Annotated in this window: 14 protein-coding genes; 13 read left to right on the plus strand and 1 reads right to left on the minus strand. The window is 61.9% G+C overall.

Annotated elements, in window-relative coordinates:
• The first annotated feature begins 8 nt into the window (after positions 1 to 8).
• The 12 genes from glyA (at position 9) to ONR57_RS17925 (ending at position 11,020) form a co-directional block, all read left to right on the plus strand.
• Entirely contained in the window at positions 9 to 1,316 is a 1,308-nt protein-coding gene (gene glyA, locus ONR57_RS17870) for a serine hydroxymethyltransferase (protein WP_265124873.1), read from the plus strand.
• Positions 1,317 to 1,402: 86 nt separating this feature from the next.
• Entirely contained in the window at positions 1,403 to 2,494 is a 1,092-nt protein-coding gene (locus tag ONR57_RS17875; RefSeq protein ID WP_265124900.1) for a glycosyltransferase family 4 protein, read from the plus strand.
• A gap of 129 nt (positions 2,495 to 2,623) precedes the next feature.
• Positions 2,624 to 3,082, plus strand: coding sequence for a hypothetical protein (locus ONR57_RS17880; RefSeq protein WP_265124901.1), 459 nt, complete (start codon positions 2,624 to 2,626; stop codon positions 3,080 to 3,082).
• 240 nt (positions 3,083 to 3,322) lie between these two features.
• Positions 3,323 to 4,174 (plus strand): F0F1 ATP synthase subunit A, encoded by an 852-nt coding sequence (gene atpB / locus ONR57_RS17885; protein WP_265124874.1) that lies wholly within the window; start codon positions 3,323 to 3,325, stop codon positions 4,172 to 4,174.
• Positions 4,175 to 4,296: 122 nt separating this feature from the next.
• Entirely contained in the window at positions 4,297 to 4,539 is a 243-nt protein-coding gene (locus ONR57_RS17890; RefSeq protein WP_265124875.1) for an ATP synthase F0 subunit C, read from the plus strand.
• A gap of 2 nt (positions 4,540 to 4,541) precedes the next feature.
• Positions 4,542 to 5,096, plus strand: coding sequence for a F0F1 ATP synthase subunit B (locus ONR57_RS17895; RefSeq protein ID WP_265124876.1), 555 nt, complete (start codon positions 4,542 to 4,544; stop codon positions 5,094 to 5,096).
• Between the two features lie 5 nt (positions 5,097 to 5,101).
• Positions 5,102 to 5,920 (plus strand): F0F1 ATP synthase subunit delta, encoded by an 819-nt coding sequence (locus ONR57_RS17900; RefSeq protein ID WP_265124877.1) that lies wholly within the window; start codon positions 5,102 to 5,104, stop codon positions 5,918 to 5,920.
• Between the two features lie 109 nt (positions 5,921 to 6,029).
• Positions 6,030 to 7,670, plus strand: a complete 1,641-nt coding sequence (atpA, locus tag ONR57_RS17905; protein WP_265124878.1) for a F0F1 ATP synthase subunit alpha — start codon at positions 6,030 to 6,032, stop codon at positions 7,668 to 7,670.
• Between the two features lie 48 nt (positions 7,671 to 7,718).
• Positions 7,719 to 8,693 carry a F0F1 ATP synthase subunit gamma gene (locus ONR57_RS17910; RefSeq protein ID WP_265124879.1) on the plus strand — a complete coding sequence of 325 codons (975 nt, stop codon included), beginning with the start codon at positions 7,719 to 7,721 and terminating at the stop codon, positions 8,691 to 8,693.
• A 5-nt stretch (positions 8,694 to 8,698) separates the two neighbouring features.
• On the plus strand, positions 8,699 to 10,147 hold the full coding sequence (gene atpD / locus ONR57_RS17915) for a F0F1 ATP synthase subunit beta (protein WP_265124880.1): 1,449 nt from the start codon (positions 8,699 to 8,701) through the stop codon (positions 10,145 to 10,147).
• Between the two features lie 6 nt (positions 10,148 to 10,153).
• On the plus strand, positions 10,154 to 10,522 hold the full coding sequence (locus ONR57_RS17920; protein WP_265124881.1) for a F0F1 ATP synthase subunit epsilon: 369 nt from the start codon (positions 10,154 to 10,156) through the stop codon (positions 10,520 to 10,522).
• 69 nt (positions 10,523 to 10,591) lie between these two features.
• Positions 10,592 to 11,020 (plus strand): DUF2550 domain-containing protein, encoded by a 429-nt coding sequence (locus ONR57_RS17925; RefSeq protein WP_265124882.1) that lies wholly within the window; start codon positions 10,592 to 10,594, stop codon positions 11,018 to 11,020.
• Between the two features lie 10 nt (positions 11,021 to 11,030).
• On the opposite strand, the gene ONR57_RS17930 is transcribed toward ONR57_RS17925, so the two are convergent.
• Positions 11,031 to 11,630: a cob(I)yrinic acid a,c-diamide adenosyltransferase gene (locus tag ONR57_RS17930; RefSeq protein ID WP_265124883.1), complete on the minus strand. Its 600-nt coding sequence runs from the start codon at positions 11,628 to 11,630 to the stop codon at positions 11,031 to 11,033.
• A gap of 50 nt (positions 11,631 to 11,680) precedes the next feature.
• Between ONR57_RS17930 and murA the strand changes: the two genes are divergently transcribed.
• Positions 11,681 to 12,937, plus strand: a complete 1,257-nt coding sequence (gene murA / locus ONR57_RS17935; RefSeq protein WP_265124884.1) for a UDP-N-acetylglucosamine 1-carboxyvinyltransferase — start codon at positions 11,681 to 11,683, stop codon at positions 12,935 to 12,937.
• Positions 12,938 to 13,144: the final 207 nt, after the last annotated feature.

Below are 13,144 nucleotides of genomic sequence, written 5' to 3' on the forward strand. Positions count from 1 at the left end.
ACGCGAACATGAATGCACCGTTCTTCGGGCCGGACTGGCACGCCCTCGCGGAATCGGACCCTGAGATCGCGGGTGTCATCCTGGGGGAAGTTGAGCGCTGGTCGTCGGGGCTGCAACTGATCGCAAGCGAAAACGTGACGAGTCCCGCCGTGCTGGCGGCGGTGGCATCGACCCTGTCAAACAAGTACGCGGAGGGTTACCCGGGCCGCCGCTTCTACAAGGGCTGCGAATATGCTGACAAAGCCGAGCACCTCGCTGTCACCCGCGCCAAGGAGCTGTTCGGCGCAGAACACGTTAACGTGCAGCCACACTCCGGGGCGAGCGCGAATCTCGCGGCATACGCGGCTTTCGCGCAGCCGGACGATCCGGTACTCGCACTCAGCCTGGCCCATGGCGGTCATGCAACTCATGGCTCGCGAGTGAATTTCTCGGGCAACTGGTTTACTCCGGTTTCGTACCACGTCCGCAAGGACACCGAACTCATCGATTACGACGAAATGCGTGATCTCGCCCGCCTGCATCGGCCGCGAATGATTCTGTGCGGCGGGACTGCGTACTCGCGGCTCATCGACTATGCGATGTTCCGCGAGATCGCAGATGAAATCGACGCCATCCTGTGGGTCGACGCGTCCCACTACCTTGGGCTGGTGGCAGGGCGGGCGGTACCGTCTCCTGTGCCGTACGCAGACGTGATCACTGCGACGACGCACAAGACACTGCGTGGGCCACGCGGGGGGATGATTTTGTGCCGCGCGGAGCACGCAAAGGCTGTCGACCGTGCTGTTTTTCCGTTCAGTCAGGGCGGGCCGATGATGCAGACGATCGCGGCGAAGGCGGTCGCTTTCCGGGAGGCGGCGACTGACGATTTCGCTGCTTATGCCAGGCGCACCGTCGAGAATGCCGGCGCGCTGAGCGGGGCACTCGGTGAGCGCGGTGTGCGGACAGTGTCAGGCGGGACGGACACGCATCTCGCGGTGCTCGACCTCACAGAGCTAGGGGTGAATGGCGCGGACGCGGAAAGCCGCTGTGCGGCTGCCCGGATTCTCCTGACTAAGAATCCCGTGCCCTACGACGCGATGCCGCCGCGGACTCCTTCGGGCGTCCGCGTCGGTACTGCGGCTTTGTCCGCTCAGGGATTCGGTCCAGCCGACATGGATGGTGTCGCCGACGTGCTGACCCGCGCGATTACCGCGGAGCGCGGTACGCGTAAAGGGGACGGGATCATCGCGGAGGTGGGGGAGGACGTGCTGCAAATGGTGGCGGCCAAACCTGCTTACGCCCGTGGCGAAACCAGTCCTGCGGAAACATCGCGGTAGCGTCAGTGCTCGTGACCACCACCGATCCCGTGATCCACCTCCTCGCACAGCCTGGTGGTGGCGCTGGGGTACCGATCCGCGAACTCATGCTGATCTGCCTCACCGCGGCGATCGTGACCTTTTTAGGAACCGGACTTGTTCGCGTTCTCGCGATCCGGGGTGGCGCGGTCGCTTATCCGCGCGATCGTGATGTCCACGTCGAGCCGACCCCGCGGATGGGCGGCGTGGGGATGTTCCTCGGTATCGTCGCCGCGATCTACCTTGCGCAACAGTTGCCAGCCCTGACGCGGGGATTCGAGTACACCACCGACATTCAGGCGGCCGTGATCGCCGGTGCGGTCATCGTGGTTGTGGGAATGATCGACGATCGATGGGGTCTCGATGCGCTGACAAAATTCATGGGGCAGGTCACCGCGGGCGGAGTGCTCGTTGTGCTCGGCGTCTCCTGGTATGTGCTCTACGTGCCCTTCGGTGCGGGCACGACCTTGATCCTTGATCAGTTGCAGGCAGCGGGGCTCACGGTGTTCCTCACGGTCCTGATGGTCAACGCCATGAACTTCGTTGACGGTCTCGACGGACTCGCTGCCGGGCTGGGACTGATCGCAGCCCTATCGATCTGCGCCTTCTCGGTCGGCATGCTCTTCGATCAGGGGGGTGATGTCAGTGTGTATCCACCTGCGATGCTTGCCGCGGCGCTCGCAGGCGCTTGCCTGGGATTTCTGCCGCACAATTTTCAGCCTGCGCGCATCTTCATGGGCGATTCCGGCTCAATGCTGATTGGCGTCATGCTCGCCGCGATCTCGACTAGTGCGTCGGGGAAGATCAGCCTCGATCTCTATGGCCCGCGTGACCTCATCGGTTTGCTGGCACCGGTGCTCGTGGTGGTGGCGGTGATGTTCATTCCGCTGCTCGACCTGCTGATGGCTGTCGTGCGCCGGACCCGAGCGGGCCGCAGTCCGTTCAGTCCCGACAAAATGCACCTGCATCATCGGCTGCTGGAAATAGGACACTCACATCGCCGTGTGGTTCTCGTCATTTATGGCTGGGTCGCCCTGCTAGCGTTCGGTGCGGTGGGCGGCTCGCTGATCGATAGGCGTGTGGTCGTGCCCGTATTCTTGATCGGCGTGCTGATTGCGCTGATCATCACGGTGGTGCCACGTTTCAGCAGGTCCAGGTAGCGTTTCTGAGAATGTCCGAGTCGGCCGTTAGGCTTTGTAAGCGTGAGCACTCCAAGCAAAGGTTCAGGCAATTCCCCCTATCCGGATGCTGACTCAGCATCGCCGGCCGCCGAGTCGGGCGCAGCGCGGCTGCGGTTCGCGCCACCAGACGACCCGGCCGCCCCGCTGCGGGCTGCTGTTCGGTACGGCGTGATCGGTTTGATCGTGCTTGCCGTTGCGGGCTCGATCATCGCGTATCTCGCCGCGGGGCTGTCCGGGCTGTGGGGAGCGCTCATCGGTGCCGCGGTTGGCGGGGGCTTTATCCTCTTCACCGCGCTCAGCGTGCTGTTCTCGGCGCGCTATAACGCGCTGACGGCAGGAGCTCTTATCCTCGGCGGATGGGCACTGAAAATGCTGCTCGCTCTGGTTGTCTTCGCTGTGCTGTCGAACATGACTTTCTACAGCCAGCCGGCTCTTGCGATCGTTGTGATCGCCGCGCTCATTCTGGTGCTCGGTGCGGAAACGTATGGAGTGCTCAAGCAGCGCACTCCATATGTGACGCCAACCCGTGAAAAAGTGATATCGGACACAAATGACGACGAAAAGTAGTACTACAGCTCGTCGTTTATCGATAAAGACATCACCCTGCCTACACAATGTCGTAGAGAAGTTGATATCGTCACCGACTAGCAGTGCCGGCGATACGGCGGAATCAGACAAGCCGCCACGTTGTCGTGCCTGCAGGCGTTGCGTAAGGCGTGCGGCCCACAGGCACTCGCCCATACAATTCGCTGGGCCCATCGTGTGCGCCGCGCACGGGGCCTTGATAGTTCGTTATCGTGCCCGATCATGCCGCGGGGTTCTACTGCGGCCGAACAACGGAAGAGACCGCTGAGCGTCATGAATCTGGCTGCCGGTACATTCCACCCGCCGTCGCTGAACGACTTCTTTCCGCCCGCCCTCCTTTTTGAAGGCACCCCATTTGAGCTCGACCGGTTGATGCTCATCCGGATCTTGGTCGCCACACTTGTCGCCGTATTCTTCGCGATGGCGCTGCGCAACCCTCAGATTGTTCCTCGCGGTGTCCAGAACGTCGCTGAGATCTTCCTCGACTTCGTGCGAATTCACATCGCGGAGGAGATTCTCGGCAAGACTCAGGGGCGGCGCTTCTTCCCGCTGATCGCCACGATCTTCTTCCTCGTACTGGGGCTGAACCTCACCGGCGTGATCCCGTTCCTCAACATTTCGTCTAACGCGCGCATCGGCATGCCGATCGTGCTGGCGGCACTCGCGTACATCGTCTTCAACTACGTGGGCATCTCCAAGTACGGGTTTTTCCGGTACATCAAAGCGAGCATCGTTGTGCCCGGCGTCCCCAAGGCACTGCACCTCCTGCTGATTCCGATCGAGTTTGTCTCGACGTTCGTCCTGCGGCCGTTCACGCTGACTGTCCGTCTGATGGTCGCGATGCTCGCGGGCCACATCATGCTGGTGCTGTTCTTCAGTGCAACCTGGTGGTTCTTCACCGCTACGGGACCGGGAGCACCAGAACTCTGGCTGCGCCCGTTCGGCATTGCCTCCCTGATCGGCGGCGTTGCATTCACCTTCTTCGAACTGCTGGTCATGTTCCTGCAGGCGTACATCTTCGCGATGCTGACCTGTGTGTACATCGACCTGGCGCTGCACGCTGAAGAGCACTAGCACAGCAGGCAACGCACCCGCTAGACCTACCGAAAAGCACGAACCACCGCTACCACTCTGGTACACAAAGGACCTGACCCGGCCGCCTTTGGATCGGGCCAACAGAAAGGGAACGAAATCAAATGAGCATCGCTTACGTGGCGCAGGAAGCTACACAGATTGATGGCTCCGGCTACGGCGCAATCGGTTACGGTCTTGCCGCGATCGGCCCGGGTATCGGCGTGGGCATCGTCGTCGGTAAGGCGATCGAGGGCATTGCTCGCCAGCCTGAGATGGCCGGCCAGCTGCGTACCCTGATGTTCCTCGGTATCGCCTTCACCGAGGCCCTGGCGCTCATCGGTCTCGTCGCCGGCTTCATCTTCTGATCATGGACGCATCGATCACCATTCTCGCCGCGGAGGAAGTGAATCCTCTCGTCCCCGCGGTGTATGACATCGTTTGGTCGATTGTTGCGCTGTCGATTGTCGGTCTTGTCTTCTGGAAGTTCGTAGTCCCGAAGTTCAAGGACGTCCTTGAACGGCGCACCGAGGAGATCGAGGGCGGTATCAAGCGTGCCGAGGCCCTGCAGGCCGAGGCGAAGCACGCGCTTGAGCAATACCGGGCTCAGCTCGCTGAGTCGAGGGCCGAAGCAGCCAAGATCCGTGAAGAAGCGCGCACGCAGGGCCAGCAGATCATCGATGAGATGAAGGCTCAGGCTCAGGCGGAATCTGACCGGATCGTTGCGAACGGCCAGACCCAACTCGAGGCCCAGCGTCAGCACATCGTCGCTGATTTGCGCACTGATCTAGGGCGTACCGCCGTCGATCTGGCTGAGAAGATCATCGGTGAATCTGTTGCCGATGAGGCTCAGCGCGCCGCAACGGTAGACCGTTTCCTCAGCGAACTCGACACCATCGGCGCAAATTCAGCACCAGGGAAGTGAGCACCATGTACGCAGCGAGTCGCGAGGCGCTCGCAAAGACTCAGTCCGCTTTGACGGATGCGCTGAGCCAGGCGGGCTCCTCGGCTGAGACGGCAACCGAAGCGGGGGCGCAGTTGTTCTCCGTGGTTGGACTGCTCGACGAGAATCGCAGCGTGCGGACGGCTCTGACGGACGTCTCCGTTTCCTCCTCGAGCCGTTCCGCACTGGCAGAGCAGCTCTTCACCGGGAAGGTTTCGGGCCCGGTGGTGGAGACACTGAAGACGGCGTCGGCGCAGGACTGGTCCGCGCCGGCCGACTTCGTGAACTCCCTGGTTCACGTTGCGCGCGTCGCATACCTGCGAGCTGCAGCGGACGAGGAGAAACTCGACACCGTAGAGGACGAGATCTTCCGGCTGAGCCGTATTACTGCGGCAAATCCTGAACTCGAGCAAGCGCTCTCGGACCGTTCCCGGCCCGCGAGTGCGACCGCTGAGGTCTTGAAGGAGCTGCTGTACGGCAAAGTCACGCCGATCACGGAGGCTCTCGCGGCCCAGGCGGTTGCTCGCTCCAGGCGAGCTCCCGCCGATGAATTTGCCGAGATCGCATCCCTGGCAGCAGAGCAGCGCGAGCGGGCTGTCGCACATGTGCGCAGCAGTGTCGCACTCTCGGATAGTCAGAAGGAGCGGCTCGCCACGGCGCTGGACCGGATCTATGGCAAGCGAATCGCTGTACACGTGGAAGTCGATCCGTCATTGCTCAGCGGGCTGGTCGTCCGTGTGGGTGACGAGGTGATTGACGGCAGTGCAGCGGGGCGTCTGGCCGCGCTGCGCAAGGCCCTCAAGTAACAGCACAACAGAACCGAGATAGCGCCGGACCCAATGGCGCAGCTGAAGAACTAGTTAACTCCGGTTACCGTGGCTGGTAACCCATAGACTACCGAGAGCAGGAAAAACAATGGCGGAGCTGACGATCTCCTCCGACGAGATCCGTAGCGCGATCGAGAACTACACCGCGAGCTTCACCCCAGAGTCGTCTCGCGAGGAGGTTGGCACTGTCGTCGACGCAAGTGACGGCATCGCTCACGTTTCCGGCCTCCCGTCCGCGATGGCGAATGAGCTGCTGGAATTCCCCGGCGGCATCCTCGGCGTGGCGCTGAACCTCGAAGACCGTGAAATCGGTGCGGTTATTCTCGGAAACTTCGAGGAGATCCAAGAAGGGCAGCAGGTCAAGCGGACCGGTGACGTCCTTTCGGTGCCCGTGGGCGACGGCTTCCTTGGGCGAGTGATCGATCCGCTGGGTGCGCCTATCGACGGTCTCGGCGACATCGAATCGAACGAGACTCGTGCCCTGGAGCTCCAGGCCGCGACAGTGCTGGAGCGCCAGCCGGTTCACGAGCCGCTGCAGACGGGCCTCAAGGCAATCGACGCGATGACACCGATCGGTCGCGGTCAGCGCCAGCTCGTCATCGGTGACCGCAAGACTGGTAAGACGGCGGTGTGCGTCGACGCGATCCTCAACCAGAAGAGCAACTGGGATTCGGGCGATCCGGCCAAGCAGGTGCGCTGCATCTACGTCGCGATCGGGCAGAAGGGCTCCACGATCGCGGGTGTCAAGGCTGCCCTTGAAGAGCACGGCGCCATGGAGTACACCACCATCGTTGCTGCGCCCGCGTCAGAATCCGCTGGCTTCAAGTGGCTCGCACCGTACACGGGTTCCGCCCTCGGGCAGCACTGGATGTACGAGGGTAAGCACGTGCTGATCGTGTTTGACGACCTCACCAAGCAGGCTGAGGCATACCGTGCAATCTCGCTGCTGCTCCGCCGCCCGCCGGGCCGTGAGGCTTACCCCGGCGACGTCTTCTACCTGCATTCTCGGCTCCTCGAGCGTTGCGCAAAACTTTCGGATGAGATGGGCGCCGGGTCGATGACCGGTCTGCCGATCATCGAAACCAAAGCGAACGACGTCTCTGCCTACATCCCGACCAACGTCATCTCTATTACCGACGGCCAGGTCTTCCTCGAATCGGACCTCTTCAACAAGGGCATCCGTCCGGCCATCAACGTCGGTATCTCGGTCTCCCGCGTTGGTGGTGCCGCGCAGACGAAGGGTATGAAGAAGGTTTCCGGTACGCTGCGGCTCGAGCTGGCGCAGTACCGCGAACTCGAGGCCTTCGCAGCCTTCGCGTCGGATCTGGACGCCGCGTCCCGTGCGCAGCTTGAGCGCGGTCAGCGCCTCGTGGAACTGCTCAAGCAGGACCAGTACAGCCCGGTTTCTGTTGAGGATCAGATCGTGACGATTTACCTAGCAGGCAAGGGCGTATACGACAGCGTTCCCGTCTCCGACATCCGCCGCTTCGACAGCGAGCTTCTCGAGGATCTGCACCGCAACGCGTCGAGTGTCTACGAGTCCATCGAGGGCGGCAAGGAACTCAAGGAAGACGCAGCACAGACTCTTCTCGAGGCAGTCGAGAAGTTCAAGCAGGGCTTCCTCACCTCCGAAGGCAAGCGCGTCGTGAACGAGCCTGAGGCTGAAGCACTCGCCGAGAGTGAAGTTGATCAGGAACAGCTCACGGTCAAGCGCAAGGTTCGCCGGTGATTTCGGTTATCGGTGTAATCGACAGCTATGAAGGAGCGTGACTGACCCATGGGAAGCTTGAGGGAACTGCGCTCGCGCATCAAGTCAGTCAACTCGACCAAGAAGATCACCAAGGCTCAGGAACTGATCGCCACCTCGCGCATCGCCAAGGCGCAGGCGCGGGTGGCGGCCCACACGCCTTACGCTGGGGAGATCACGAAGGTTCTCGGGGAACTGGCGAGCGCATCGCAGTCGCTTGATCATCCGCTGCTGACCGAGCGCGAACAGCCGAGACGTGCCGCAGTGCTCGTCGTGACAAGCGACCGCGGCATGTGCGGCGGCTACAACTCCAACGTGCTCAAGGAGGCGGAGGAGCTGCTTCAGCTTCTTCGCAGCCAGCGCAAAGAACCGGTCCTCTACGTGCTGGGTAACAAGGGCCTGATCTACTACACCTTCCGTGGCCGGGAGGTCGTGGGTGCATGGACGGGATTCTCACAGTCTCCGGCTTATGCCGACGCCGCTAAAGCGAGCCGGCACCTGGTCGAACTGTTTATGGCTGGCTCAGGTGAGCAGGTTGAGGCCCCGAACGGCGAGGGGACTGTCGAAGGTGTCGACGAACTTCACATCGTCTACACGAAATTCGTGTCGATGCTCAGCCAGAAACCGGTTGTGCGCCGGATGGCCCCAATCGAGGTCGACATCGAGGAAGAAGAATTGAGGCTCGGCGAGGACATGCTTAGCACCTCGCCGGACGCAGGCCAGCCTGTTGCCGCGTGGAGTTTCGAGCCCGACGCGGAATCGCTGCTGGCGGCACTTCTGCCGAAGTACGTGAGCACGCGAATCTATGCAGCCCTTCTCGAGGCCGCTGCATCCGAGTCGGCAGCTCGCCGTACCGCGATGAAGTCGGCTACGGATAACGCGACAGAACTCGCGAACTCCCTGACCCGGCAGATGAACCAGGCCCGCCAGGCCATGATTACCCAGGAAATCAGCGAAATCGTCGGCGGCGCGAACGCGTTGGCCTCGAGTGCAGGAAGTGACTGATCCAGATGACCGCCGCAGTAACTGAAACCTCACAGAACGGTTCGTCGACCAGCAATGGCCGCGTTGTTCGCGTCATCGGCCCCGTTGTTGACGTCGAATTCCCACGTGGATCGGTTCCCGAGCTTTACAACGCTCTCAACGCCGAGATCACGCTAGAAGCCGTTGCGAAGACTCTCACGCTCGAAGTTGCCCAGCACCTTGGTGACAACCTCGTGCGCACGATTTCGATGCAGCCAACGGACGGCCTCGTGCGCGGTACCCCGGTTGTAGACAGCGGGAAGCCGATCTCCGTTCCCGTCGGCGACGTCGTCAAGGGCCATGTTTTCAACGCGCTCGGGGATTGCCTCGACGCTCCAGGTACGGGCCGCGACGGCGAGCAGTGGAGCATCCACCGCAAGGCGCCCGCCTTCGACACCCTCGAAGGTAAAACGGAAATCCTCGAGACCGGTATTAAGGTCATCGACCTCCTTACGCCCTACGTGAAGGGTGGAAAGATCGGTCTGTTCGGTGGTGCCGGTGTCGGCAAGACCGTTCTTATCCAGGAGATGATCACCCGTATCGCGCGTGAGTTCTCCGGCACCTCGGTATTCGCCGGTGTTGGTGAGCGCACCCGTGAGGGAACTGACCTCCACCTGGAAATGGAAGAAATGGGCGTTCTGCAAGACACCGCCCTCGTCTTCGGCCAGATGGATGAGCCGCCAGGAACGCGTATGCGTGTGGCACTGTCTGCGCTGACAATGGCGGAGTACTTCCGGGACGTCCAGAAGCAGGATGTGCTCCTGTTCATCGACAACATCTTCCGGTTCACCCAGGCAGGCTCTGAGGTTTCGACACTTCTGGGCCGCATGCCGTCCGCGGTGGGTTACCAGCCGACGCTGGCGGACGAGATGGGTGAGCTTCAAGAGCGCATCACGTCGACACGTGGCCGGTCGATCACCTCGATGCAGGCCATTTACGTGCCCGCGGACGACTACACCGACCCCGCTCCGGCCACGACGTTCGCGCACCTTGACGCGACGACGGAACTCTCGCGGCCGATTTCCCAGATGGGTATCTACCCTGCGGTGGACCCGCTGACGTCGACCTCACGTATTCTCGAGCCGACGATTGTGGGAGCGGAGCACTTCCGGGTTGCCAACGAAGTGAAGCAGATTCTCCAGAAGTACAAGGAACTGCAGGACATCATCGCGATTCTCGGTATGGACGAGCTTTCTGAAGAGGACAAGATTGTGGTCGGCCGCGCGCGCCGTCTGCAGAAGTTCCTCGGACAGAACTTCATCGTTGCCGAGAAGTTCACCGGCCAGCCCGGGTCGGTTGTTCCGCTCGCTGACACCATCGAGGCGTTCGACCGCGTGTGCAAGGGCGAGTTCGATCACCTCCCTGAGCAGGCATTCAGCAGCTGCGGTGGCCTTGATGACGTCGAGAAGCAAGCGCAAGAACTGTCCGGGAAGTGATCCGCTGTGGCTGAGATGTCAGTAGACCTCGTTGCTGTTGAGCAACGCCTCTGGTCGGGTAACGCCACGATGGTGGTCGCTCAGACCACCGAAGGTGAAATCGGCGTGATGCCCGGTCACGAGCCGGTGCTCGGACAGCTCATCGAGGGTGGAGTCGTCGCAATCACCACCTCGGATGGTGACCGGGTAGTGGCCGCTGTCGATGGTGGGTTCCTGTCGGTCACGGCGAAGTCAGTGACTATTCTTGCGGAGTCCGCGGAGTGGGCGAAAGACGTCGACGTGGACGCCGTGCGGCAAACGCTGGACCAGGTCGGCGACGATGAAGAAGCTGCCGCCCGTGCGCGCGGCCGGCTGCGCGCTGTAGAACGAATGTAGCGACGTAACATCGTCGCTAGGTACATCAGAAAAACCGCGAGTGAGGGTGTTCGTCTAGTGGACGGTGGAATGATTCTCTTAATCATTCTGCTTGTTCTGCTAGCAGCCTTCACCGCGGTTTTTCTGTTGCGCATAGTCCAGATACGCAGCGGCGGGACAGCTGCTGTCGTGCGGATTCTCCCCGCCCCGCAGTCGGAGGGCTGGCGCCACGGAATTATCCGCTACCGCGACGAGTCGCTCGACTTTTACAGACTGTCGCGGCTGCTTCCCGGTCCTAGTGTCCGGCTCGACCGGCAGGCAGCAGAAATCGAGTCACGCCGACGGCCGGACGGAGGCGAACTCGACCTGATGGATTTCGGCGTGACGATCGTCGGAGTGCGTGAGAATGGCGAGCATTATGAGTTCGGTTTTGAGCGGGGCGCCCTCACTGCCTTCCTTGCCTGGATTGAGTCCCGGCCACCTCGTCGCGCTCGGCGGCGCAAGCGGTGGAACTCGTGAATCTTCGGTTCTAACCGTCCTCCGACGCGGCGGTTTCGGTGCGGTGTGCGGCGGGGCGCCACAGCACATCGTCCCCAGCGTTCGCTACCCGGCTGAGAATAAATAGCAGGTCCGAGAGCCGATTTAGGTATTTCGCGGGCAAAGCTGTCGCAGCGTCTTGCTCGGCTTCGATCAGCCCCCAGGCGGAGCGTTCCGCGCGCCGGGCGATCGTACGGGCGACGTGAAGGAGCGCTGACAGGGGAGTCCCGCCTGGCAAGACGAATGAATTAAGCGCCGGAAGCGCTTCGTTGTACTCGTCGCACCACTTTTCAAGCCTGGTGACGTAGTCGGCAGTAATACGAAGGGGTGGATACTTCGGGTCCTGCGTAACCGGCGTTGAGAGATCGGCACCCAGATCGAAGAGATCGTTTTGAATGAACTCCAGGATTCTCCGGATCTCCGCGGGTGGGTCTCCGAGCGCAAGCGCAGTGCCGATGGCGGCATTAGCCTCATCAGTGTCCGCGTAGGCAGTGATTCTCGGCGCAGTCTTCGAGACACGACTGAAATCACTGAGGCCGGTCGTCCCGTCATCGCCGGTGCGCGTATAGATTCGCGTGAGATGTACACCCATATCTGCACCGTACCGGCGCGGCGGCAGAGAGACCGATAAGCTAGGTGACCGTGAGTGATCGATTTCTCGTGACCGGCGGTGGCCGCCTCGAGGGCGAGGTTGTTGTTGGCGGCGCGAAGAACAGCGTGCTGAAGCTGATGGCGGCGGCGCTCCTCGCTGAAGGCACCACCACGATTACCAACTGCCCCGACATCCTCGACGTACCACTGATGGCGGACGTGCTCCGGGGACTCGGATGCGATGTGACGATCGACGGTGATACAGCTCGCATCACGACGCCGCCCGAACCCAAGTACCAAGCCGATTTCCCTGCTGTGCGCCAGTTCCGTGCATCCGTGTGTGTTCTCGGCCCGCTGGTCGCGCGGTGTCACCGTGCGATCGTCGCACTGCCCGGCGGTGACGCAATCGGTTCCCGGCCGCTCGACATGCACCAAGCTGGTCTGCGGCTGCTCGGTGCGACAAGCACCATCGAGCATGGGTGTGTAGTTGCGGAAGCGCAGGAACTTCGCGGCGCAGACATTCGTCTGGCGTTTCCGTCGGTAGGTGCGACGGAAAACATTCTGATGGCCGCGGTTCTGTCTCATGGTCAGACGACACTTGACAACGCGGCGCGCGAACCGGAGATCGTTGACCTGTGCACCATGCTCAACCAGATGGGTGCGCAGATTTCCGGCGCTGGTACCAGCACGCTGACTATTCGCGGAGTCGATCGGCTCCAGGCCGTGACTCATCGAGTCATCGGGGACCGGATCGTCGCGGCGACGTGGGGAGTGGCCGCGGCGATGACGCGCGGAGACGTCACCGTTCGCGGCGCCTCGCCGAGCCATATGCAGCTCGTGCTGAACAAGCTGAATGAGGCTGGCGCGGAAATCACGCATGGCCCCCGCTGGTTCCGCGTTGTGCAGCGTGACCGTCCTCGTGCGGTGAATTTCGCGACGCTGCCGTACCCGGGATTCCCCACCGACTTGCAGCCGATGGCGATCGGGCTCGCGGCGGTGGCGGATGGAACTTCGATGATCACCGAGAACGTCTTCGAGGCGCGGTTCCGGTTCGTCGAGGAAATGGTGCGTCTCGGTGCGGACGCGCGGACGGACGGACATCACGCGGTGATCCGGGGAGTGGAGCAGCTGTCGAGCGCCCCTGTCTGGTCCTCGGATATCCGGGCAGGTGCTGGACTTGTGCTCGCAGGGCTCTGCGCAGACGGTGTGACTGAGGTCTACGACGTCTACCACATCGACCGCGGCTATCCCCGATTTGTTGAGGATATGCAGCAGCTCGGCGGCGATGTGCGCCGTGTTTCGGACTAGAGTCGACCGGGCGAAGACGCTACCGCAGCACCCGGTTTGCGTTCGACAGAATCTCTGTGTAACTTGGTGATCCGTCGCCAGCGAGCGGAAAGGCCCCAGGGCCCGGAACTCGCGAAACCTCCCGAAAAAATCCTCAGAACGAGAGCTTGACTCTCTAAGCGGTTCGGGTTAAGATTGGTGGCTGTGCCCTGAGGGGGCTGGGCCTGG

Origin of the sequence: Hoyosella sp. YIM 151337 (assembly GCF_026041215.1) — a bacterium.
GTDB lineage: Bacteria > Actinomycetota > Actinomycetes > Mycobacteriales > Mycobacteriaceae > Hoyosella.

What these genes read in the sequence shown, in the direction of transcription:
- glyA (WP_265124873.1), top strand. Translation starts at nt 9, where the DNA reads ATGAATGCACCGTTCTTCGGGCCGGACTGGCACGCCCTCGCGGAATCG.
- ONR57_RS17875 (WP_265124900.1), top strand. Translation starts at nt 1,403, where the DNA reads ATGCTGATCTGCCTCACCGCGGCGATCGTGACCTTTTTAGGAACCGGA.
- atpB (WP_265124874.1), top strand. Translation starts at nt 3,323, where the DNA reads ATGCCGCGGGGTTCTACTGCGGCCGAACAACGGAAGAGACCGCTGAGC.
- ONR57_RS17890 (WP_265124875.1), top strand. Translation starts at nt 4,297, where the DNA reads ATGAGCATCGCTTACGTGGCGCAGGAAGCTACACAGATTGATGGCTCC.
- ONR57_RS17895 (WP_265124876.1), top strand. Translation starts at nt 4,542, where the DNA reads ATGGACGCATCGATCACCATTCTCGCCGCGGAGGAAGTGAATCCTCTC.
- ONR57_RS17900 (WP_265124877.1), top strand. Translation starts at nt 5,102, where the DNA reads ATGTACGCAGCGAGTCGCGAGGCGCTCGCAAAGACTCAGTCCGCTTTG.
- atpA (WP_265124878.1), top strand. Translation starts at nt 6,030, where the DNA reads ATGGCGGAGCTGACGATCTCCTCCGACGAGATCCGTAGCGCGATCGAG.
- ONR57_RS17910 (WP_265124879.1), top strand. Translation starts at nt 7,719, where the DNA reads ATGGGAAGCTTGAGGGAACTGCGCTCGCGCATCAAGTCAGTCAACTCG.
- atpD (WP_265124880.1), top strand. Translation starts at nt 8,699, where the DNA reads ATGACCGCCGCAGTAACTGAAACCTCACAGAACGGTTCGTCGACCAGC.
- ONR57_RS17925 (WP_265124882.1), top strand. Translation starts at nt 10,592, where the DNA reads ATGATTCTCTTAATCATTCTGCTTGTTCTGCTAGCAGCCTTCACCGCG.
- ONR57_RS17930 (WP_265124883.1), bottom strand. Translation starts at nt 11,630, where the DNA reads ATGGGTGTACATCTCACGCGAATCTATACGCGCACCGGCGATGACGGG.